Below are 22,548 nucleotides of genomic sequence, written 5' to 3'. Positions count from 1 at the left end.
CTGGACCCTACTCGTCGTCCCATTCGTTGACACGCGGCGTCCGCCATGCGGACACATGGGGAGCCGGTCAGCCGCCGTTCACCTCACCGACCCGCTGCCGTCGGGTCGCGCTGGGACATTCGGGGCCATGACTGGAGACTCCCGGGGGAGCGCCCCCCTGCCCTCGCATCTGCCGCGCGTGGGCATACCGGAACGGCTCGCGGCCCGGATGAGCATGCCCGAGCAGCACGCGTACCTGCGGACCAAGCTGACCCGGCGGGGTCTGCTGCGCTCCTCGGCGGCGGGCGCCGGAGCCGTCGCCGCGGGCGGACTGCTGGCCGGTTCGGCCCATGCCGCGCCCGTCGCCACCCCCACGCTGCTCACCTCGGGCGCCGCCTCGCCGGTGGACGGTGCGCTGGTCGCACCGTTCGCCCGCCATCTGGCGTTCGGCGCCGATCCGACGACGCAGATGCGGGTGGGCTGGCAGGTGCCGCTCGCGGTGCGGCGGCCGTATCTGCGGGTCGGGCTGACCCCGTGGGACCTGGGCCGCAAGGTCCAGGCGGAGGTCCGCGACCTGCACACCCCGTCGCTGTCGTCGAAGCTGCCGGCCGTCGACCAGTTCTATCTGCACGCGGCGCTGGACGGGCTGCGCCCGGGCACCACGTACTACTACGGCGTCGGCCACGACGGCTTCGACCCGGCCGACGCGCGCCACTTCGGAGCCGTCGGCACCTTCCGCACCGCCCCGGCGCGCGCCGAGCGGTTCGTCTTCACCGCCTTCGGCGACCAGGGCGTCAGCTACCACGCGCTCGCCAACGACCAGCTGATCCTGGGCCAGAACCCCGCCTTCCATCTGCACGCCGGCGACATCTGCTACGCCGACCCGGACGGCCAGGGCTCCGAGCACGACACCTACGACGCGCGGGTGTGGGACCAGTTCCTCGCCCAGACCGAGTCGGTGGCGAAGTCCGTGCCGTGGATGGTGACGACCGGCAACCACGACATGGAGGCCTGGTACTCCCCCAACGGCTACGGCGGCCAGAGCGCCCGCTGGACCCTGCCGGGCAACGGCCCGGACCCGCAGGCGGCGCCCGGCGTCTACTCCTTCACCTACGGCAACACCGCCGTCGTCGCCCTGGACGCCAACGACGTCTCGTACGAGATCCCCGCCAACCAGGGCTACACCGGCGGCCGCCAGACGCGCTGGCTCGACCGGCGCCTGGGCGAACTGCGCGCCAGGCCCGGCATCGACTTCGTCGTGGTCTTCTTCCACCACTGCGCCTACTCCACCACCAACGCGCACGCCTCCGACGGCGGCGTCCGCGACGCCTGGCTGCCGCTCTTCGAGAAGCACCGCGTCGACCTCGTCGTCAACGGCCACAACCACGTCTACGAGCGCACCGACGCCCTCAAGGGCGGCCGGGTGACGAAGAAGATGCCCCCGGGCGAGCGGGTGGACCCGCGGCGCGAGGGCATCGTCTACGTCACCGCCGGCGGCGCGGGCCGGGCGCTCTACGACTTCCCCGTCCCCGACAGCTACGAGGGCCACGTCAAGGACCTCGACCACGTGGACACCTACCACTGGACGAAGGACCGCACGAAGGCGAAGGAGGCCGCGGAGTGGTCCCGGGTGCGCTACACCGGCTTCTCGTTCCTCGCCGTCGAGGTCGTCCCCGGCCCCCGGCCGGTGATGAAGGTCACCGCGCTCGCCGAGTCCGGTGAGCGCATCGACCACTTCGAGGTGGTCCGGTAGCCCGGCTCATCCCCGTGGGAGGATCACCGCCCGGCCGTTGATCTTCCCCTGGTGCAGCCGCTCGTAGGCCAGCGGCGCCTCGTCGATCCCGTACGTCTCGGTGTGCACCGTGACGGCGCCGGCGCGGGCCAGCGCCAGCACCTCCGCCAGCTCGGCGCGGCTGCCCCAGTACGGCGAGCAGACCGACACCTCGTACGCGGTGGTGCCGAAGCCGACCGGCAGGGCGCCGCCGCCCAGCCCGACGATCGTGACGTCGGCCTCCGGCGCGGCCATCGCCCCGGCAGCGGCGGCGGTCGGCGGGGCGCCCACGAAGTCCAGCACCAGCTGGGCGCCGAGGCCGCCGGTCCGCTCGCGGACCGCCGCGGCGGCGCGGTCGTCGGAGAGCACCGTCTCGTGCGCACCGACCTCGCGGGCGAGCGCCAGCTTCTCCTCGGCGACGTCCAACGCGATCACCTGCGCGGCGGTCATCGCCCGCAGCAGCTGGATCGCGACGTGCCCCAGGCCGCCGGCGCCGATGACCACGGCGGTCGAGCCCGGCACCAGCTTCGCCAGCGACCGCTTGATCGCGTGATACGGCGTCAGACCGGCGTCGGTCAGCGGCACCGCCGCGACCGGGTCGAGCCCGCCGAGCGGCACCAGATGGCGCGGGTCGTCGACGACCATGTACTCCGCCATGGCACCGGGCGCGCCCAGCCCGGGCGGGAAGATGCCCAGCCCGGCGGCGCGGTGGCAGTAGTTCTCCCGGCCGCGGGCGCACGCCGCGCAGGTGCCGCAGCCCCACGGCCCGTAGACCGCGACCTGCTCGCCGACGGTGAGCCCGGTGACGCCCGCGCCGAGCGCGGCGACGGTGCCGACGCCCTCGTGGCCGAGGGTGAGCGGCAGCGGGAAGCGCAGCGCGTCCGCGGGCATCCCCATCACGGCGATGTCGGAGTGGCAGACGCCGGCGGCGGTCACCTCCAGCAGCACCTGCCCCGGCCCGGCCTCGGGCTCGGGGACGGTGACGACCTGCGGCGCCCCGCCGACTTCCCGGTACTGAACAGCCTTCATCTCGCGCTCTTCTTTCGATGTGTCCCGAAGGTTCCCGTATCCCCCCGCTCCCCCGGCTTCCCCGCCCGGTCGCGCCGTGGTCAGCGCGCGGAGTACCCGCCGTCCACCAGGTGGTAGCTGCCGTTGATGAACGACGCGCGGTCGGACAGCAGGAAGGCGGTCAGCTCGGCGACCTCGTCGGCGGTGCCCAGGCGGCCGGCCGGGTGCAGCGAGATCAGGTGCGCGCGGCCCTCGGCGTCGTTGTGGGCGAGCAGCGGGGTGTCGATGAAACCGGGGCCCGCGGCGTTGATGCGGACGCCGCGGTCGGCGTATTCGAGGGCGGCGGTCTTGGTGAGGCCGACGACACCGTGCTTGGCGGCGACGTACGCGGGGGACCCGGCGAAGCCGTTGGTTCCCAGGATCGAGGCCATGTTGACGATCGCGCCGCGGCCCGCGGCGGCCATCACCGGCAGCTCGTGGCGGAGCGAGTGGAAGACGCCGTTGAGGTTGGTGTCGATGACCTTGTGGTAGGCGTCGACGTCGTACGCGCCGGTGGGCGCCGACGGGCCGGCGATCCCGGCGTTGTTGACCGCCAGGTCGAGGCTGCCGTAGGTCTCGACGGTGAAGGCGACGGCCGCGGCGACGGAGTCCGCGTCGGTGACGTCGACGGCGACGGCCGCGGCGCGCGCACCCTCCGCGGTCAGCTCCGCGGCGGCGGCACGGGCCTTCGCCTCGTCGAAGTCGGCGAGGACGACGGCGGCGCCGCCGCGGACCAGACGGCGGGCGACGGCCAGACCGATGCCGGAGGCGCCGCCGGTGATCAGCGCCGCCTTCCCGGCGAACTCGTCGGGGACGACGGCGGGGGCGGCAGGGACGCTGTTGTGCTGCATGTGCTCAGATCCTTGGTGGACCGCGGTGAGCCTTACGGGTCTCGGGGCTCCGGGGCGGGTCCTTCGTGGTGGTGCGGGAACCGGTCCGGCTCCCCGGGGTGCGCCGCCGGGGCGGCGGGTCCGAGCGCGTCGGCCAGGGCGGCGAAGGCGCGCTCGACGAGTGCGGGCAGGGCGGCGACCTCGCCGCCGCGGACCCAGGCGTGCTGGGCGGCGACCAGGGCTCCCGCCCCGGCGCCGACGAGTACGGCGGGCCGCAGATCGACGGCCGGGTCGGTGCCCATCCGGTCGGCCAGGATCGCCACCGAGTCGTCTTGAGCCGCGACCCGGGCGTGCTGGAGCGCGGCGTAGAGCGTCGGCTCCTGATCGGCGAGGGTCAGCAGCGCGAAGACGCGCGGCCGGCGGTGCCAGGCCGGGTGCACGGGGTCGGCGACCCAGTGGAGGACGGCGGCGCGGTAGGCGGCGAGCGGCGGTTCGGCCGCGGGCCGGGCGCGCAGGGCGTCGTTGATGCGCTCGGCGTCGGCCCGGATGCAGTCGGCGACGGCCTCTTCCTTGCCGCTGAAGTAGCGGCTGAAGGTCCGCCGGGCGACGTCGGCGCGCTCGGCGATGTCCTCGACGCCGAACTCCCGCAGCCCGCGGTCGAGCGCCAGCTCCAGGGCGGCCTGCGCCAGCGCCTCACGGGTACGGCGCGACCGGCGGGCCCGCCGGTCGGGCCGCTCCCCTTCGCTCTTCTCCGCGCTCATGCCGCCACCGTACACCCGAAAATGTCCCAGCGGGACATATGTCCCGACGGGACACCGGGTGGGACGCCGGACGGCCGGACGAAGACACGAACGGGTGCGGCCACTCCGGCCGCACCCGCGCGGGGCTCAGTGCCCGGTCGTGCCGCCGTTGTCGCGGCGGTCGAGGGCGCGCTGGAGGGCGGCCGCCGCGTTCTTGCGGTCGGCGTCGTTGCTGCGACGGGCGGAGTGACGGGTCCTGCGGACGGCGGTCTCGGCCATGATGCACGTCTCCCATGCCTAGGCCCCACGGCCCGGACGAGCCGGACGGAAAGGGTCACATCAATCGGAAGGCCGGAGGGGCGGGGGCCGGCGCGGCAGGGGTCACCTGCCCTCAGCGCGAGCCACATCCGCCGTCGCTCGATGGAGCGATTCGTTCGGCTCCTACAACGCTAGGCGAGCGGAGCCGTGATGTCTGCACAATTACTTGGCCTTCCTACTATCTGAGACGGCGAGCCGGCGGCGGCCGCCGCCGGCCCCTCTTCCGCGGCGCCCCGCCCCAAGATCGTCAAGGCCGGCCCCGTTGGTCATACGACCTGGTGAACGCGGCCCGGAAGCGACCGACCCGGCACGGCCACCGCCCTACGGTGGCGGCGTCGCTTGTGCCACCGGGCCTAGCCCGCCCGAACTTGAGGAGGAGGTGCTGCACCATGACCGCTCTCGCACACGAGGCGCCCGAGACGACGACGCCAGGACCTGATCTGGACGAGGTCCTGTGGCAGGCATGGAAAGCCATGGAACTCCCCGAGGGCTTCCACGCCGAGATCATCGAGGGGTTCATCGAGGTGTCGCCCACCGGACGTTACGCACACGCCCGGATCGCCAACCGGCTACGCCGCGCTCTGGACGCCCACCTGAGCGGGGACGCCTACGCCGCCTACCAGGACATCAACATCGTCCACGGCCGCAAGGTCTGGATCCCCGATCTCGTCATCGCGCCCGAGGATGCCGACGCGCACGTCACCGACGACGGCATCGGACTGCGAGCATCGGCCGTGGCGCTGATCGCCGAGGTGGTCTCCCCCGGGCACGACGTCATCACCCGCGACCGGATCCGCAAGCGTGCCGCGTACGCCCGCGCCGGGATTCCGGTGTACGTCCTCATCGACGACTTCGACGAGCAGGGCACCGTCACCGTGCTCACCTCCCCCTGCCCGGAGAAGGGCACCTACGCCGATTCCTTCCGCAGGCCCTACGGCGCCGAGGTCGCCGTTCCGGAAGGGCCGGCCAAGGGCTTCGTGCTCGGCGGCGCCGTCACCGGCCCCCCGCGGGCGTCCTGACCCCCACGCATGCGAAGCGCCCCCGGCCGGTCGGGCCAGGGGCGCTTCGTGCGGCAGGAAACCGCAGGTCACCGGCGAACTGGGGGGAGGTCGCAGGCCGGTGACCACCGGGGGCGCGGCAAGGCCACCCGGTGTTCGGGGTGTCAGCCCATGTGCGGGTAGCGGTAGTCCGTCGGGGCGACCATCGTCTCCTTGATGGCGCGCGGGGACATCCAGCGCAGCAGGTTGAACTTCGAGCCGGCCTTGTCGTTGGTGCCGGAGGCGCGGCCGCCGCCGAAGGGCTGCTGGCCGACGATGGAGCCGGTCGGGCGGTCGTTGACGTAGAAGTTGCCGGCCGCGAAGCGGAGCTTCTCGGAGACCTCGGCGACGACCTGCCGGTCCTTGGCGAGGACGGCGCCGGTCAGCGCGTAGGCCGACGCGGACTCCATCTGCTCGACCGTCTTGTCGAAGTCGGCGTCCTCGTAGACGTGGACGGCCATGATCGGGCCGAAGTACTCGGTCTTGAAGACCTCGTTCTCCGGGTCCGAGCAGACGATGACGGTCGGGCGGACGAAGTAGCCGACCGAGTCGTCGTAGGTGCCACCGGCGACGATCTCGCAGGTCGGGTCGGCCTTGGCGCGGTCGATGGCGGCCTTGTTCTTGGCGAACGAGCGGTCGTCGATGACGGCGCCGATGAAGTTCGACAGGTCGGTGACGTCACCCATGGTGAGGCCCTCGACCTCGGCGACCAGCGCGTCCTTGAGGCCGCCGTCCCAGGTGGAGCGGGCGATGTAGGCGCGGGAGGCCGCGGAGCACTTCTGGCCCTGGTACTCGAAGGCGCCACGGGTGATGGCGGTCTTGAGGATCGCCGGGTCGGCGGTCGGGTGGGCGACGATGAAGTCCTTGCCGCCGGTCTCGCCGACCAGACGCGGGTAGGAGCGGTAGTTGGTGATGTTCTCGCCGACGGCCTTCCACAGGTACTGGAAGGTGGCGGTCGAGCCGGTGAAGTGGACGCCGGCCAGCTCCGGGTGCGGCAGCGCGACCTCGGAGACCTCCTTGCCGTCACCGGTGACGAGGTTGATGACGCCCTTGGGCAGGCCCGCCTCCTCCAGCAGCTCCATCAGCAGGATCGCCGAGTGGGTCTGCGTCGGGGACGGCTTCCACACGACGACGTTGCCCATGAGCGCCGGGGCGGTCGGCAGGTTGCCGGCGATGGCGGTGAAGTTGAAGGGCGTGATCGCGTAGACGAAGCCCTCCAGCGGGCGGTGGTCCAGACGGTTCCACACGCCGTTCGGCTGGATGGGGGGCTGCTCCTGGAGCAGTTCCCGGGCGAAGTGCACGTTGAAGCGCCAGAAGTCGACGAGCTCACAGGGCGCGTCGATCTCGGCCTGCTGGGCGGTCTTGGACTGACCCAGCATCGTCGAGGCGGCGATGGTCTCGCGCCACGGGCCGGACAGCAGGTCGGCGGCCTTCAGCAGGATCGCGGCGCGGTCGTCGAAGGACATCGCGCGCCACGCCGGGGCGGCGGCCAGGGCGGCGTCGATCGCCTCCTGCGCGTCGGCCTTGGTGGCGTTCGCGTAGGTGCCGATGACGGCCTTGTGGTTGTGCGGCTGCACGACGTCGAAGCGCTCGCCGCCGCCCATCCGCTTGACGCCGTTGATGGTCATCGGCAGCTCGACGGGGTTACCGGCGAGCTCCTTGAGCTTGGCCTCCAGGCGGGCCCGCTCCGGGGTTCCGGGGGCGTAGCCGTGGACCGGCTCGTTGTACGGGGCGGGGACGTGGGTCACAGCGTCCATGACTGCCGTGTCTCCTTCGTTTCGACGTCGGTTTCCATCGTGGTGCGAGCGGCGCGGCCGCTGCGGGTGGGCGGCGCGGGCGCTGCGAGGGGACTCATGCCCCACCCTCCAGCATCCACCCGCGCCGGCCCGTCCGGGGCCGTCAGCCGCGGGTGGCGAGCGACCGGAGGAAGAAAGCCAGGTTGGCGGGGCGCTCGGCGAGGCGTCGCATGAAGTAGCCGTACCAGTCGGTGCCGTACGGGATGTAGACGCGCATCCGGTGGCCCTCGGTGACCAGGCGCTCCTGCTCGGCCTCGCGGATGCCGAAGAGCATCTGGAACTCGTAGTCGCCCGGCTTGCGGCCGTTGCGCTGGGCGAGGTCCTGGCCGATGGCGACCATGCGCGGGTCGTGGGAGCCGATCATCGGGTATCCGTCGCCCGCCATGAGGATCTTCAGGCAGCGCACATAGGCCTTGTCGACCTCGCGCTTGTCCTGGAAGGCGACGGTCGCGGGCTCCTTGTAGGCGCCCTTGACCAGCCGGACCCGGGAGCCCTCGCCGGCCAGCGCATGGCAGTCGTCCTCGGTACGGAAGAGGTAGGACTGGACGACGGCGCCGGTCTGCGGGAAGCGCTCGCGCAGCTCGGAGAGGATGGCGAGGGTGGAGTCGACGGTGGTGTGGTCCTCCATGTCGAGGGTCACCGTCGTACCGGCCTCGGCGGCGGCCTCGACCACCGGGAGGACGTTCTTGAGGGCCAGTTCGTGGCCGCCGGTCAGCGCCTGGCCGAAGGCCGAGAGCTTGACCGACATCTCGGCCTTGGTGCCGAGGTCCTGCTCGGAGAGCGCCTCGGTCAGGCGGAGGTAGGCATCGCGGTTGCGGAGCGCCTCGGAGGGGTCGGTGATGTCCTCGCCGAGGTGGTCGAGGGTGACCTCCATCCCCCGCGCGGCCAGCGACCGCACGACGGCCATCGACTGGTCGAGCCGTTCACCGGCGACGAATCGGTCGACCACCGGGCGGGTGATCGGAGCGGCCGCGACGATGCGGCGGATGCTGTCGCTGCGCGCGGCGGCGAGAAGCACGGGACCCAGCATGGGGCACCTCCACGATTCAGGATGACAAATGCCGGGCGGGCGCCGTTTGGGGGCGGGCGCTGCGGCAAGGTGAGCCACCTGAAACTTAAGGATCTCGCCACCTTTCAGCCATCGACAGCTGTCACGCCTTCGTGTCCCGGATCTCAGACAGATGTATGAGAATGAAACAGACGGCGAGAGGGACGGCCGCGCCACCGGGCCGCCGATGCGGGCGGCGCGCGGGCCGGGGGGAACGGGTACGGCAAGTGACACGGAAGGAGACGGCCGGCGGATGCGGGGCGACTACCAGCAGCTCGTGGACGACATCTCAGCGGCGCTCGGAGCGCCCGCGACCCTGGAGGACCGCGATTTCGGGCTGATCGCGTTCGGCGCGCACGAAGGCGACGACGATCTCGTCATGGATCCGGTGCGCACCCGCTCGATCCTCCAGCGACGCTCGTCGGCCGCGGTGCGCGCCTGGTTCGAGGCGTTCGGCATCGCCCGCGCCAAATCGGCCCTACGCATTCCGCCGGACCCGGCGGCAGGCGTGTTCAAAGGCCGGATCTGTCTGCCCGTACGCCACCGCGGCATCGTGCACGGCTACGTCTGGCTGCTGGACGACGGCCACCTCACCGACCTGGAGCTGGGCGGCCGGGACACCCCGCCCGACCCGCGCATCGAGCACGCCATGGAGACCGCGTCGCGGATCGGCGCACTGCTCGCCGAGGACGCCCGCGCCGGTTCGGAGCTGGGCGATCTGCTGCGCGAACTGCTGCTGGCGCACCCCGCGGACCGCCCGGCCGGCGCCGTGCTGCTGCGCGACGCGCTCCGCGAGACCCTGCGCTTCACCCCGGGCGCGCCGCTGACGCTGGTCGCCGTGCTGCCCTGGGACACCACCGACACCGACGCCGCGCCGCCGCCCAGCCTGCCCGGGCTGCTGGCCGCGTGCGCGATGTACCCGGAGGGGCCGGGCGGCCGGGCCGACACCCCGGGGACGCTGCCGCTGGACGGCACCACCCCGCCCCGCGGCATCCCCGTCCTCACCGCCCCGCGCCCGCGCCAGCCGGCCCCCGCGCTGGCCGCGCTGGTACGGCTGCGCTCACCGGGGGCGCTCGGGCCCGCGCACACCGTCGCCGAGCATCTGCTGCGCTCCCCGCGCGCGGGCGCCGTCGCACCGCAGCCGGGCCGCGGCGCCGTCCGCAGCCAGCCGCAGCCGGAGGCCCGGATCGGCGCCGGGGTCGCCGGAATCGCCGCCGGGACCACGGAGTTGGCCGCGCTGCCGGGCGCCTGGCACGAGGCGCTGGACGCGGCCCGCGCGGCGCGCGCCGAGCCGAGGCTGGGCACCGTCGCGGAATGGGCGGCCCTGGGTTCGTACCGCTTGCTCACCGCGTTGCCCACCGAGCCCCCGGACGCCGCCGTGCGCCCGCTGCTGGACCCGGCCCACACCGAACTGGCCCGCACCGCCGAGGCGTTCCTCGACTGCGCGGGTCAGGCCGGCCGCACCGCTCAGGTCCTCGGCATCCACCGCCAGACGCTCTACTACCGGCTGGGCCGCGTCGAGAAGCTCACCGGCCTCGATCTGGACGACGGCGAGGACCGGCTGCTGCTGCACATGGGACTGAAGGCCTCGCGGTTGTAGCGCTTTCCGGGGCCCGTAGTTTCATGAGCACTTCCGCGTGATCATGAGCAGTGATTACGTTCAGCAGCCGTCAGTAGTCGACTGTTCACGATCTTCCGGTTTGGGCGGTACCGGACGTTCGCATCGTTCAAGAATGGCGACGGAGCGTCCACGCAGGGGCCACGGCAAGCGCACGGTCCCGACGGCGTCGCTCCGGTCCGGGGACGGATCGGCTTGTGGGTTCCCATTCGCCCAGCTCCGGTTGAGGGATCTCACCGAGTCCGAGCTGTGGCGCCGGGTTCGTTCGGTACACGGGAAGGCGCACTACTCGGGCGACTACGCGTCCTCGACGACGGGCGGCCAGGTCGTCCACGAAAGCCGGCCGGAGCTGGCGCGTCTGCTGCTCGTGGACTTCGATCCGGTGGTGTGCGGCATCTTTGCCCAGCCTTGTCGCATGGTGGCGCGGATCGACGGCAAGGTGCGCAGTCACGTTCCGGGCTTTCTCCTGCGGTCAGCTTCGACGGTGAGCAGTTCACCGTCGCGGAGATCGAGGGCCGACGGATTCTCCTGCGGCAGTCAGGACCGGCCAGGCCACCGAAGCTGAGGCAGGCCGACATCTCGGTGCTGCTCCCCCATCCCACCACCGCGGTCTTGGCGCCAGCCCCGGAGGCGGAGACGGCGACTGCGCTTGCGCTGAAGGGAGAGCCGCGTGCGACTTCGCGCCAGGGAAGCCGGTGCTGCACCGCTACGCCGTCAAGGCCGCCGAGCTCGGCGTCGGGGTCAGTACGGTCCGCCAGTGGACGGCGGCGCTGAAGAAGTCGGGCCCGGCCGGACTCGTCACGGACCGGCCGGTACGCAGTGTGGTGGAGGGGGCGGATCCCCGCTGGGCGGAAATGGCCGAGTCGGTCCTGAAAGCGAACGTCAAGGCGGATCACCGGGTGCGGGGGCTGATCCTGACCGAGATCGAGGAGCGACCGGTCAAGGAACACGGGAAGGGCACAGTTCCGCGGCCGGCCCGCTTGACTTCCTGGCCGCGGTGGCCGTCGCGAAGGCTCTGGACCTACCGCTGTCGGTGGCCGTCCTGGTGGTCGTACTGCTGTCCATCGAGGTCTCCAACATCTTGCCGACCTTGCCGGGCCAGCTGGGCACCTTCGAGGCGGCCGTGCTGGGCGCTACAGCGGGCATCCTCGGGCAGGCTGATGGTCCGGCCTTCGCATTGGTCTTCCATGCTCAACAGATCCTTCCGCAGATCCCTCTGGGGATGATCGCCATGGCAGACACCGCTGTTTTGCGAAACCGATCGAAACGGAATTCATGATGACCGAAATGTGGAAAACAGATACTCCCAAGGTAGTTACCCTCCCTTCAGGGCGGATAATTCGCGGACGCGGACTCAGATACGACCTGCCGGAGGGGCAAACTCCCACGTTAGCCGTGCACTTGACGGACCACGAGCCGCCCGAGCAGCCGTGGGAGTCCCTGTGGGTTCCCTGGCGCGACTTCTGGCTTCCCGCCGACCCGATGGACGCGATGCGCAAACTTCGCGTCGCCTACGACCGGGCCACGGACGAACGCGTGGAGATCTGCTGCGGAGGCGGCATCGGCCGGACTGGTACGGGGCTCTCGGCACTCTGCATCTTCGAAGGCATGGATCCCAAGGAAGCGGTCAAATGGGTACGGCGGAATTACCACCCCCGTGCGGTGGAAGTACCGTGGCAACGACGCTTCATCCGCCAGGTCCACGCCGCCGACGCATCCGGCTCGGGACAGTCGTAGCCGCCGGCTCCTGCGGTGTGCGACGGATACACGCCGCCGCGACATGGTGATCCACTGACGGTGGACAGGAAAAGGGCAGAATGCCCGGCTGGAAAATTCCAGCCGGGCATTCTGCTTTGCCGCTTTGCCTGTGCCCTCTCGGTCGCGGTCGCCCCCTGGAACATCAAAGCGGCCGACAACAGCCGTGCTCGCGGGTCTGCTCGACGACGCCGTTGCTCGTGCGCAGTGATCAGCTCGGCGCTGGAGGTGTCGGTGACCACGTCCCTCGCGAGGTGTGGCCCCTCCTGAACGAGGTCGGCGTGGTGGGCTGTTGCCGCTGCGGGTCGTTTGCCGGACCGTCGTGTCCAGGTTCGGGGCGGGGAGGCAGCGATGGCGTCGTGGCTGGATGAACTGGAACGGCAGGCGGCTACTGCGTAGGGCGGATCGTTGACCTCCAAGGGCCCGGGTTCCGGGCGGCCGGACGGCGTCGGGTGCGGCGTCGCGGGCCACGGCGGGCGGGGGGCCACGGGCGGGCGGTCGCGGGCCACGGGCGGGCGGGGGCCGGGCGCCGGCCCCCGCCGCTCCCCCGGGTGCGACGCCCCACCCGGCTACCGGCGGCGCTCCGGCCCCGGTCCCTTGCGACCTCCTCTACGGGTGGACATGCCGTCGTCGAACTCCACTTCCTCCTTGCGGAGTTCGGCGTTGATCTCGCGCTGCTCGGTGACCCGCTCGGTCTCCAGCCGCACCCGCTCCACCGGCACGGTCCGCTTGGTGACCACGGCCTCCTCCTCGTGGAGGACGACCTCGACCTCGCCTTCGCCGAGCCGCGGCGCGGTGCGCCCGCGCATCCGCTCCTCCTCGCTGATCGTCTCGCGGACCAGCCGCACCTCCTCGTGGCTGACGGGGACGGTGCGGTGCACGTCCTCGGTCACCACGTGCTTGCGCAGATGCGCCCGGCCGGCCTCGCGCTCCTCGGTGCCGATCTGGATCCGCTCCTCGGAGAGCACGATCTCGGGGATCTGTTCGCGGGTCTTCCCGGCCTCCGTGGCCTCGCCCTCCGCACGGCCGCGGGACATCGCCGCCCCGCCACCGGCGCCGGCGCCGGCCATCGGCCGGCCGGTGTGCTCGGTGCGGGCCGCGCGCTCGCCCTCGGCCATCGTGCGGTCGCGCTCCCCGGCCCGGGTGCGGTGCCCGGCGGCGGCCATCCCGGTGGTGCCCTTCATCGTCCCGGGCGTACCGGTCGTGGTGCCGGCCGGACTGCCGGTGTCGGCGCCCGTGGGGCCGCCGGCCGTCCCCGGCCGCTTCAGCCCGTAGTGGCGGTAGAGCTGATCCTCCTCGGAGGGGTCGAGGTGTCCGTCCGCGTCGATCCGCGGCGCCTCCTTGATGGTTTCCTTCGTGTGCGGAACGTGCAGTTCGTCGTCGACCCGCCGGGCCCCGGCGAGCGGGATGAAGGTCTCCTTCATGCCGAACAGCCCGGTCCGCACCGTGATCCACTCCGGTTCGTTGGTGGCGTCGTCCCGGTAGACCTGCTGGACCGAGCCCACCTTGGCGCCCTCCGCATCGACCACGTTCAGGCCGGTGAGGTCCTGAGGGGTGCCACCCAGGGGTGCATTCATGGCGTCTTCTCCTTCCGCACGCGCCGGAGGGGGCACGCGCATTTCCCATTGCGCGTCCACCCGACCCGCGCAGCGACTCGGGAACGGACCCACCGGGCGGCTCCGGGGCCCCCGGGACGGTCCTGACGCCGCTCCCGCCCGCCCCGGTCACTACTCCATTCGGGTGAAGGCAGGGCGCGGGAGCCGCCGGGCCGCTCACCCGGCCGGACGCGCACCGGTCGCGGCCCTGCGCCCGTACCGTGCCCGGGCACACGAACGGGCCCGGACCCCGCGGCAGCGGAATCCGGGCCCGTCGGGAACGGTGCGGCTCAGCCGAGGTTCACGGCGCGCACCGACGAGGCGCCGATCTCGTCGGAGATCTCCGCGAGCACGCTCGCCGGGATGGTGTCGTCGACGGTCAGCGCGACCAGCGCCTCGCCGCCCACGTCCGCCCGCGAGACCTGCATCCCGCCGATGTTGATCCCGGCCTCGCCGAGGATCCGGCCGACGGTGCCGACGACGCCGGGGCGGTCGCCGTAGCGCAGGAACGCCATGTGGTCGGCGAGCGCCAGGTCGATGGAGTGCTCGCCGACGGCGACGATCTTCTGGACGTTCTTGTGGCCGGAGAGCGTGCCGGAGATCGACACCTCCTGGCCGTCCGCGAGGGTGCCGCGGACCGTGACGACGTTGCGGTGCTCGGCCGACTCGCTGCTGGTCGTCAGCCGCACCTCGACGCCGCGCTCCTGCGCGAACAGCGGGGCGTTGACGTACGACACGGTCTCGTCGACGACGTCCTCGAACACGCCCTTGAGCGCGGAGAGTTCAAGCACCTTGACGTCGTGCTGGGTGATCTCGCCGTACACCTCGACATCGAGGCGGACCGCGACCTCACCGGCGAGCGCGGTGAAGATCCGGCCCAGCCGCTCGGCCAGCGGCAGCCCCGGCTTGACGTCCTCGGCGATGACGCCGCCCTGGACGTTGACGGCGTCCGGCACCAGCTCACCGGCGAGCGCGAGCCGCACCGAGCGGGCCACCGCGATACCGGCCTTCTCCTGCGCCTCACCCGTCGAGGCACCGAGGTGCGGGGTCGCCACGACCTGGTCGAACTCGAACAGCGGCGAGTCGGTGCAGGGCTCGGAGGCGTAGACGTCGAGGCCGGCGCCGGCCACCCGGCCCTCCTTGAGGGCGGCGGCGAGGGCCGTCTCGTCGACGATGCCGCCGCGCGCGGCGTTGACGATCCGGACCGACGGCTTGACCTTGTGCAGCGCGTCGTCGCCGATCAGACCGACCGTCTCGGGGGTCTTGGGCAGGTGGACGGTGATGAAGTCGGAGACCTCGAGCAGCTCGTCCAGCGAGAGCAGCTTGACGCCCATCTGCGCGGCGCGGGCCGGCTGGACGTACGGGTCGTAGGCGACGACCTTCATGCCGAACGCGGACATCCGCTGCGCGACCAGCACGCCGATCCGGCCGAGACCGACCACGCCGAGGGTCTTCTCGCTCAGCTCGACGCCGGTGTACTTGCTCCGCTTCCACTCGCCGTTCTTCAGGGCGGCGTTGGCCTGCGGGATGTTGCGCGCGGTGGCCACCAGCAGACCGCAGGCCAGCTCGGCGGCGGTGACGATGTTGGAGGTCGGGGCGTTGACCACCATCACACCGGCCTTGGTGGCGGCGGAGACGTCGACGTTGTCCAGGCCCACACCGGCGCGGGCGACGACCTTCAGCTTCTTGGCGGCGGCGATCGCCTCGGCGTCGACCTTCGTCGCGGAGCGCACGAGGATCGCGTCGACCTCGGCGATGGCGGGCAGCAGCTCGGCGCGGTCGGCGCCGTTGCAGTGCCGGATCTCGAAGTCGGGGCCGAGCGCGTCGACGGTCGCGGGCGACAGTTCCTCGGCGATGAGTACGACAGGTTTGCTCACGTGGTCTTCAGTCCTCACTAGTCCTTCGCGGACGGCCGTCCCGACGGCCGAAGGCGGTGAAGGGGGCAGCCGCGTGAAGACGCACGACGTTGTGAGCCTGACGCGCTTGTGCCTGGCAGTGTAGTGGCGGCCCGGGACTTCTCCTGCGCCGGAGCGTCAGGATCACCCGAGCGGGGTTCTACGCGATGGACAAGGCGGCCGCGTCCCGCTCGTGCGGGCCCGCGGCCGCAAGGGTGACGGGGGCCGCGGGCGGTGCCGCGGCCCCCGTCACCCGGATGCTCACGCCTCGTCGTCGACCCAGCTCATCAGCTTGCGCAGCTGCTTGCCCGTGGTCTCCAGGAGGTGGTTCTCGTCGGCCTTCTTGTACTCGTTGTACTTCGGCAGACCGGCGTTGTACTCCGCCATCCAGTTGTTGGCGAAGGTGCCGTCCTGGATCTCGCCCAGGACCTTCTTCATCTCGGCCTTGGTCTGGTCGGTGATGATCCGCGGGCCGGTGACGTAGTCGCCCCACTCGGCGGTCTCGGAGATCGACCAGCGCATCTTCTCCAGGCCGCCCTCGTACATGAGGTCCACGATGAGCTTCAGCTCGTGCAGGCACTCGAAGTACGCGATCTCGGGCTGGTAGCCCGCCTCGACCAGCGTCTCGAAACCGGCCTTGACCAGCGCGGCGGTGCCGCCGCACAGCACGGCCTGCTCGCCGAAGAGGTCGGTCTCGGTCTCCTCGGTGAAGGTCGTCTTGATGACGCCGGCGCGGGTGCCGCCGATGCCCTTGGCGTACGAGAGGGCCAGCGCGAAGGCGTTGCCGGAGGCGTCCTGCTCGACGGCGGCGATGCAGGGCACGCCGCGGCCTTCCTCGTACTGACGGCGGACCAGGTGGCCGGGGCCCTTGGGGGCGACCATGCAGACGTCCACGCCGGCCGGGGCCTTGATGAAGCCGTAGCGGATGTTGAGGCCGTGGCCGAAGAAGAGGGCGTCGCCGTCCTTGAGGTTGTCCTTGACGGACTCCTCGTAGACCTTCGCCTGGATCGGGTCCGGCACCAGGATCATGATGACGTCGGCCTCGGCCGCCGCCTCGGCGGGGGTGACGACGCGCAGACCCTGCTCCTCGGCCTTGGCCTTGGACTTGGAGCCCTCGTGGAGGCCGACGCGCACGTCGACACCCGAGTCGCGCAGCGACAGCGCGTGGGCGTGGCCCTGGCTGCCGTAACCGAGGACCGCGACCTTGCGGTTCTGGATGAGGGACAGGTCGGCATCGGCGTCGTAGAACAGCTCGGCCACTTCGGGTATCTCCTTGGTTCTGGCGGGTGCCCACACAGTACGTCGGGCGGGGTGCGGAAGGTTGCGGGGTCTCGCGATGCGAGCGGCGCGGGCGCCCCGGGTCGGGCGACGCCCGCGCAGGTCAGGCCGTGCGGTCCAGGGCGCGCAGCGAACGGTCGGTGATGGACCGGGCGCCGCGCCCTATGGCGATCGTGCCGGACTGGACCAGCTCCTTGATGCCGAAGGGTTCGAGCATCTTGAGCATCGCCTCCAGCTTGTCGCTGGAGCCGGTGGCCTCGATCGTGACGGCGTCGGGTGAGACGTCGACGGTCTTGGCGCGGAACAGCTGGACGATCTCGACGATCTGCGAACGGGTCTCGTTGTCGGCGCGGACCTTCACGAGGACGAGCTCACGCTGGATGGCGTGGCCCGGCTCCAACTCGACGATCTTCAGGACGTTGACGAGCTTGTTGAGCTGCTTGGTGACCTGTTCGAGGGGGAGCGACTCGACACTCACCACGATGGTGACGCGGGAGATGTCGGGGTGTTCGGTGACACCGACCGCGAGGGAGTCGATGTTGAAGCCGCGGCGGGAGAACAGCGCGGCGATCCGGGCGAGGATGCCGGGGGTGTTCTCCACCAGGACGGAGAGCGTGTGCTTGGACATGTCGTCTTCTCTCTATCTTCCGTGACGTCCCGGGCTCAGTCGTCCGCGCTGTCGCCGAAGTCGGGGCGCACGCCGCGGGCGGCCATCACCTCGTCGTTGGAGGTGCCGGCGGCCACCATCGGCCAGACCTGCGCGTCCTCGTGGACGATGAAGTCGATCACGACCGGGCGGTCGTTGATGGCGTTGGCCTTGGCGATGACGGCGTCCAGCTCGGCCGGGTCCTCGCAGCGCAGGGCGACACAGCCCATCGCCTCGGACAGCTTGACGAAGTCCGGGACGCGGGTGCCGCGCGGCTTGTCGTCGACGGGCCCGGCGTCCGGACCGCTGTGCAGCACGGTGTTGGAGTAGCGCTGGTTGTAGAAGAGGGTCTGCCACTGGCGGACCATCCCGAGCGCGCCGTTGTTGATGATCGCGACCTTGATCGGGATGTTGTTCAGCGCGCAGGTGGTCAGTTCCTGATTGGTCATCTGGAAGCAGCCGTCGCCGTCGATCGCCCAGACGGTGCGGTCGGGCATGCCCGCCTTGGCGCCCATCGCGGCGGGGACGGCGTAGCCCATCGTCCCGGCGCCGCCGGAGTTGAGCCAGGTGGAGGGCTGTTCGTAGTCGATGAAGTGGGCGGCCCACATCTGGTGCTGGCCGACGCCCGCGGCGTAGATGGTGCCCTGGGGGGCGAGCTTGCCGATGCGCTCGATGACCTGCTGCGGGGAGAGGCTGCCGTCCTCGGGGAGTTCGTAGCCCAGCGGGTACGTCTCGCGCCAGCGGTTGAGGTCCGTCCACCAGGCGGCGTGGTCGCCGCGGTGGCCCGCCTCGTGCTCCGCCTGGACGGCGACGATCAGATCGGCGATGACCTCGCGTGCGTCACCGACGATCGGCACGTCCGCGACGCGGTTCTTGCCGATCTCCGCCGGGTCGATGTCGGCGTGGATGACCTTGGCGTACGGGGCGAAGGAGTCCAGCTTGCCGGTGACGCGGTCGTCGAAGCGGGCGCCGAGGGTGATCAGCAGGTCGGACTTCTGGAGCGCGGTGACGGCGGTGACCGAGCCGTGCATGCCGGGCATGCCGACGTGCTGCGGGTGGGTGTCGGGGAACGAACCGAGCGCCATCAGCGTGGTGGTGACGGGCGCGCCGGTCAGCTCGGCCAGCACCTTCAGCTCGGCGGTGGCGCCCGCCTTCATCACGCCGCCGCCGACGTAGAGCACCGGGCGCTTCGACTCGACGATCAGCCGGGCCGCCTCGCGGATCTGCTTGGCGTGCGGCTTGGTCACCGGGCGGTAGCCGGGCAGTTCGGTGTGGGGCGGCCAGGCGAAGGTGGTCTGCGCCTGCATCGCGTCCTTGGCGATGTCGACGAGGACTGGGCCGGGGCGGCCGGTGGCGGCGATGTGGAACGCCTCGGCGATCGTCCGCGGGATCTCGGCGGGGTCGGTGACCAGGAAGTTGTGCTTGGTGATCGGCATCGTGATGCCGCAGATGTCCGCCTCCTGGAAGGCGTCCGTGCCGATCGCGCCGGAGGCGACCTGACCGGTGATCGCGACCAGCGGGACGGAGTCCATGTGGGCGTCGGCGATCGGGGTGACGAGATTGGTGGCACCCGGGCCCGACGTGGCCATGCAGACGCCGACCCTGCCGGTGGCCTGCGCGTAGCCGACGGCGGCGTGGCCCGCGCCCTGCTCGTGCCGCACCAGCACGTGCCGGACCTTCGCGGAGTCCATCATCGGGTCGTACGCCGGAAGGATCGCACCACCGGGAATGCCGAAGACCGTGTCGGCCCCCACCTCCTCCAGGGAGCGGATGAGGGACTGCGCACCCGTGACGTGCTCGACGGCGGCGGCGCGCTGCGCTCCTTGGGCGTGACGGGTCCGCGGCTGCGGATGGTGGGCCCCGGTGGCCTGCTCGGTCATCTGCGTCTCTTCTCGAAGCTGAGGGTTTTGGCGTGGTTTGGGGGGTCTGGTGCAACAAAAAACCCCTCGTGCCGGGAGGCAAGCGAGGGGAGCGCGTCGGTGCGGTCAGTCGGGCTTCGTGGTTACCCGGCTTCAGCCGACGCGCTGTCCAAGTACGAGAATTCGGGTGCGCATGGCACTGACCCTCCCCCCGGCGCGCCATGAGTGTCAAGTGGGTGGGACAGAGGTCTCACTATGTGAACGAAGTGGCGGGTGGACGATGGCGTCGGGACCCGATCCGCCGTGCCGAACGGGCAGGCCACTGCCGGTCAGCACCACCGCGCGGCCCGGTCCCGGCTGGCTCGGCAGCGGGGTGGAGCCGGCCGTCAGGACGCGGCGCAGCCGGTGTTCGTCGAGCGGTCCGGAGAAGGCGGCGCCCTGGCCGTGGGTGCAGCCCATCGCGCGCAGGGCGAGCACCTGCTCGGGCAGGTCGACGCCCTCGGCGACCGACTGCATCCCCAGGTCGGAGGCGATCCGCAACAGGCCGGAAGTGATCTTGTGCAACCGGGCGGACTCCGCCACGCCGTCGATCAGCCCGCGGTCCAGCCGCAGCACGTCGATGGGGAGCCGGCGCAGCGCGCCGATCGCGGCGTACCCGCTGCCGAAGCCGTCGAGGGCGATCCGGACGCCCAGCCGGCGCAGCGCGACCAGGCGGCTCTCCAGCTCGTCCAGCGGGGTGCGGGCATCGCTCTCGGACAGCTCCAGGACGAGCGAGCCGGCGGGCAGGTCGTGCCGGGAGAGCAGCGTCTCGATGGTGTTGGGCGGCAGGGAGCGGTCGAGGAGGCGGCGGGCGGAGAGCCGGACGGCGACCGGCACCCGGTGGCCCGCGCGGTGCCGGGCGGCGGCCTGCTCGACGGCGGCCTCCAGATGCCAGCGGCACAGCTCCGCGGTGCGGTCGCCGCTGTCGTCGGCGAGCCGCCCCCGCTCGCCGACGCGCAGGAACTCCGCCGGGGTGAACAGGATGCCCTGGGCGGAGCGCCACCGGGCGTGTGCGGCGACGGCGGCGACCCGGCCGGTGGCCAGCTCGATCACCGGCTGGTGCAGGAGCAGGAACTCGCCGTCGTGCAGCGCGCTGCGCAGCCGGGTGGCCAGCTCGGCGCGGCGGGCCACCTCGGCCTGCAGCTGCGGGGCGTACAGCTCGACGCGGCCCTTTCCGGCCTGCTTGGCGCGGTACATCGCGAGGTCGGCGTTGCGCATCAGACCGGCCGGGGTGATGCCGGGCTCGGCGAAGGCCACGCCGATGCTGGCGGCGACCCGTACGTCACGCCCCTCGATGCGGTACGGCTCGGAGAGCGTGATGCGGAGGCGGTCGGCGATCTCGTGGATGCGGAACTCCCGGGTGGCGGGGTCGCAGGTGGCGTCGCCGGTGATCAGGGCGGCGAATTCGTCACCGCCCAGCCGGGCCGCTATGTCGCCGGAGCGCACCGAGTCGCCGAGCCGCCGGGCCGCCTGGATGAGGAGTTCGTCGCCCGCCTGGTGGCCGATGGTGTCGTTGACCTGCTTGAAGCCGTCGAGGTCGATGTAGAGCACGGCGGTTCCGTGGTCCCCGGCGCGGCGGCCGGCCAGCGCCTTGCTGACGCGTTCGGTGAACAGGGCGCGGTTGGGCAGGTCGGTGAGGGCGTCGTGGGAGGCGTTGTGCTGGAGCTGCGCCTGGAGGCGGACCCGCTCGGTGACGTCCCGGGAGTTGAAGATCAGGCCGCCGTGGTGGCGGTTGACGGTGGACTCGACGTTGAGCCAGCCTCCGCCGCCCTCGGCTTCGCCCGACCGGGAGGCGCCCCCTCCGCCCGGGCGCCGGTCGCCGGCGCGGAAGCGGCACTCGATACGGGTGGTGGGCTCGTCCTGCGGCGAGGCGGCGAGGAACCGGCGGACCTCGTGGAGGAACCGGCCGAGGTCCTCGGGGTGGATGAGCGCGGAGAGTTCGGAGCCGACCAGTTCCTCCGCGTCGCGGCCGTAGACCCCGGCGGCGGCGGGGCTGACGTAGCGCAGCACCCCGCTGGGCGCGGCGATCATGATGACGTCGCTGGAGCCCTGCACCAGGGAGCGGAAGTGGTTCTCCTTCTGCGCCAGCTCCTGGGTGAGGGTGAGGTTGTCGAGCAGCACGATGCCCTGGCGGATGACCAGGGCGAGGACGACCGTGCAGCCGGTGAAGAGGACGCCGCGGTCCAGGCGCCGCCCGTCGAGGACGTTGGTGAGGATGCCGAGGGTGCACACGCCGGCGGCAAGATACGGCGCCAGCGCACCGAGCGAGCCGGCGAGCGGCCGGGCCCCGGCGTACAAGGGGCCGCGCGGCTCCCGTGCGGCGTCCTCCGGCGCGCCCCCCGTGGCGCGGCGGGTGAACCAGGGGCGTAGGCGAGGAGGATCGAGCCGGCGAACCATCCGGCGTCGAGGATCTGGCCGGAGCGGTAGTGCTCGCGCAGCAGCGGTGAGGTGAACAGCGCGTCGCACAGCACCGTCAGGGCGAGGGCGGCGATGGCGGTGTTGACCGCCGAGCGCTGGGCGCAGCCGCGCCGGAAGTGCAGCGCGAGGACCATGCTGACCAGGACGATGTCCAGCAGCGGATAGGCCACCGCGAGCGCGCACCGGGCGACGGAACGGCCCTGGAAGTGCGCGGTGTTGGCGAGGGCCAGGCTCCAGGAGAGGGTGAGCAGGGAGCCGCCGATCAGCCAGGAGTCCAGCCCCAGGCAGGTCCAGCCGGCGCGGGTGACCGGCCGCTTGGCGAGGACCAGCAGTCCGACGATGGCGGGCGGCGCGAAGAGCAGGAAGCAGAAGTCGGCCGGGGAGGGGCTGGGCACCGGGGCGCCCTCGACGACCTCGTACCAGCCCCAGATGCCGTTGCCGAGTGCGGCCATCGCCGAGGAGCCGGCGAAGAGCGTCCAGGCGGGGCGGGTGTGCGGGTCGCAACGGCGGGCGTACAGGGCGCAGGAGACGGCCGCCACCAGCGCGGCGAAGCTGAGCCCGAAGTCCCCCATGACCAGCGCGGCTTTGGGGGAGCCCCAGCCGAGGGCGGAGCCGACGGCGTAGCCCCCGCAGACGGCCGCGAGCGCGATCTGCGGCAGCAGGCTCGGCGGCCGGTCGGCGGGGAGCGGCGAAGGGGAGAGCACCGCGCCCGGCGCGCTCACCGGACCCTCCCGCAGGCCGCGCTCCGGCTGTGACGCGGTCGGCGCACCGGGGGCCGCTGCCCCCTTCTCCCCGGTGCTCGTGGATCGCGTGTCTCGCGGTGTGCCCATCGGCCGTACATCGCCCGTCGCCCCCCTCGCGTTCCGGATGCTTCACGGG

General features: G+C 71.9%; 16 protein-coding genes and 1 pseudogene. 5 read left to right on the top strand and 12 right to left on the bottom strand.

Annotation, left to right across the window (positions count from 1 at the left end; genetic code table 11):
• The first annotated feature begins 127 nt into the window (after nucleotides 1-127).
• Nucleotides 128-1,732: a purple acid phosphatase family protein gene (locus ABT345_RS12185; RefSeq protein ID WP_345085929.1), complete on the top strand. Its 1,605-nt coding sequence runs from the start codon at nucleotides 128-130 to the stop codon at nucleotides 1,730-1,732.
• Nucleotides 1,733-1,738: 6 nt separating this feature from the next.
• On the opposite strand, the gene ABT345_RS12180 is transcribed toward ABT345_RS12185, so the two are convergent.
• From ABT345_RS12180 to ABT345_RS12165, 4 genes are all read right to left on the bottom strand, one after another.
• Entirely contained in the window at nucleotides 1,739-2,779 is a 1,041-nt protein-coding gene (locus ABT345_RS12180) for an NAD(P)-dependent alcohol dehydrogenase (protein WP_345085931.1), read from the bottom strand.
• An 80-nt stretch (nucleotides 2,780-2,859) separates the two neighbouring features.
• Nucleotides 2,860-3,648 carry an SDR family NAD(P)-dependent oxidoreductase gene (locus tag ABT345_RS12175; protein WP_345085933.1) on the bottom strand — a complete coding sequence of 263 codons (789 nt, stop codon included), beginning with the start codon at nucleotides 3,646-3,648 and terminating at the stop codon, nucleotides 2,860-2,862.
• Nucleotides 3,649-3,680: 32 nt separating this feature from the next.
• Nucleotides 3,681-4,388 (bottom strand): TetR family transcriptional regulator, encoded by a 708-nt coding sequence (locus tag ABT345_RS12170; protein WP_345085935.1) that lies wholly within the window; start codon nucleotides 4,386-4,388, stop codon nucleotides 3,681-3,683.
• A 126-nt stretch (nucleotides 4,389-4,514) separates the two neighbouring features.
• Nucleotides 4,515-4,646, bottom strand: a complete 132-nt coding sequence (locus tag ABT345_RS12165) for a hypothetical protein (protein ID WP_345085937.1) — start codon at nucleotides 4,644-4,646, stop codon at nucleotides 4,515-4,517.
• Between the two features lie 428 nt (nucleotides 4,647-5,074).
• Between ABT345_RS12165 and ABT345_RS12160 the strand changes: the two genes are divergently transcribed.
• Nucleotides 5,075-5,704 (top strand): Uma2 family endonuclease, encoded by a 630-nt coding sequence (locus tag ABT345_RS12160; protein ID WP_345085939.1) that lies wholly within the window; start codon nucleotides 5,075-5,077, stop codon nucleotides 5,702-5,704.
• A gap of 143 nt (nucleotides 5,705-5,847) precedes the next feature.
• On the opposite strand, the gene pruA is transcribed toward ABT345_RS12160, so the two are convergent.
• Both pruA and ABT345_RS12150 read right to left on the bottom strand, forming a co-directional pair.
• Complete coding sequence (pruA, locus tag ABT345_RS12155) at nucleotides 5,848-7,479, bottom strand: L-glutamate gamma-semialdehyde dehydrogenase (RefSeq protein WP_345085941.1); 1,632 nt, start codon at nucleotides 7,477-7,479, stop codon at nucleotides 5,848-5,850.
• A 142-nt stretch (nucleotides 7,480-7,621) separates the two neighbouring features.
• Nucleotides 7,622-8,548, bottom strand: coding sequence for a proline dehydrogenase family protein (locus ABT345_RS12150; protein ID WP_345085943.1), 927 nt, complete (start codon nucleotides 8,546-8,548; stop codon nucleotides 7,622-7,624).
• Between the two features lie 271 nt (nucleotides 8,549-8,819).
• Here ABT345_RS12150 and ABT345_RS12145 point away from each other — a divergent pair, with 271 nt between their 5' ends.
• The 3 genes from ABT345_RS12145 (at nucleotide 8,820) to ABT345_RS12135 (ending at nucleotide 11,921) form a co-directional block, all read left to right on the top strand.
• A complete protein-coding gene (locus ABT345_RS12145; RefSeq protein ID WP_345085945.1) occupies nucleotides 8,820-10,166 on the top strand; it encodes a helix-turn-helix domain-containing protein in 1,347 nt (448 codons plus the stop codon).
• Between the two features lie 688 nt (nucleotides 10,167-10,854).
• Nucleotides 10,855-11,463, top strand: a complete 609-nt coding sequence (locus tag ABT345_RS33240) for a lysylphosphatidylglycerol synthase domain-containing protein (RefSeq protein WP_502965931.1) — start codon at nucleotides 10,855-10,857, stop codon at nucleotides 11,461-11,463.
• The gene (locus tag ABT345_RS12135) at nucleotides 11,463-11,921 is read left to right on the top strand and encodes a protein-tyrosine phosphatase family protein (RefSeq protein WP_345086644.1); all 459 of its coding nucleotides are present in this window, start codon (nucleotides 11,463-11,465) and stop codon (nucleotides 11,919-11,921) included. The genes ABT345_RS33240 and ABT345_RS12135 overlap by 1 nt, the downstream gene beginning before the upstream one ends.
• Before the next feature lie 587 nt (nucleotides 11,922-12,508).
• On the opposite strand, the gene ABT345_RS12130 is transcribed toward ABT345_RS12135, so the two are convergent.
• From ABT345_RS12130 to ABT345_RS12105, 6 genes and pseudogenes are all read right to left on the bottom strand, one after another.
• Nucleotides 12,509-13,516 carry a PRC and DUF2382 domain-containing protein gene (locus ABT345_RS12130; RefSeq protein ID WP_345085950.1) on the bottom strand — a complete coding sequence of 336 codons (1,008 nt, stop codon included), beginning with the start codon at nucleotides 13,514-13,516 and terminating at the stop codon, nucleotides 12,509-12,511.
• 308 nt (nucleotides 13,517-13,824) lie between these two features.
• Nucleotides 13,825-15,411, bottom strand: coding sequence for a phosphoglycerate dehydrogenase (serA, locus tag ABT345_RS12125; RefSeq protein WP_345085952.1), 1,587 nt, complete (start codon nucleotides 15,409-15,411; stop codon nucleotides 13,825-13,827).
• A gap of 279 nt (nucleotides 15,412-15,690) precedes the next feature.
• Entirely contained in the window at nucleotides 15,691-16,689 is a 999-nt protein-coding gene (gene ilvC / locus ABT345_RS12120) for a ketol-acid reductoisomerase (RefSeq protein ID WP_345085954.1), read from the bottom strand.
• A gap of 121 nt (nucleotides 16,690-16,810) precedes the next feature.
• Nucleotides 16,811-17,335: an acetolactate synthase small subunit gene (gene ilvN / locus ABT345_RS12115; protein WP_143942544.1), complete on the bottom strand. Its 525-nt coding sequence runs from the start codon at nucleotides 17,333-17,335 to the stop codon at nucleotides 16,811-16,813.
• A 35-nt stretch (nucleotides 17,336-17,370) separates the two neighbouring features.
• A complete protein-coding gene (locus tag ABT345_RS12110; protein ID WP_345085958.1) occupies nucleotides 17,371-19,233 on the bottom strand; it encodes an acetolactate synthase large subunit in 1,863 nt (620 codons plus the stop codon).
• Between the two features lie 207 nt (nucleotides 19,234-19,440).
• A pseudogene (locus tag ABT345_RS12105) lies at nucleotides 19,441-22,391 on the bottom strand (putative bifunctional diguanylate cyclase/phosphodiesterase).
• Nucleotides 22,392-22,548 lie beyond the last annotated feature (157 nt).

Origin of the sequence: Streptomyces sp. NPDC000404, assembly GCF_040300365.1 — a bacterium.
Taxonomy (GTDB): Bacteria; Actinomycetota; Actinomycetes; order Streptomycetales; family Streptomycetaceae; genus Streptomyces; species Streptomyces ramulosus.
Note: the sequence above shows the minus strand (reverse complement) of the source record. Positions and strands in the feature narration are given on the sequence as shown.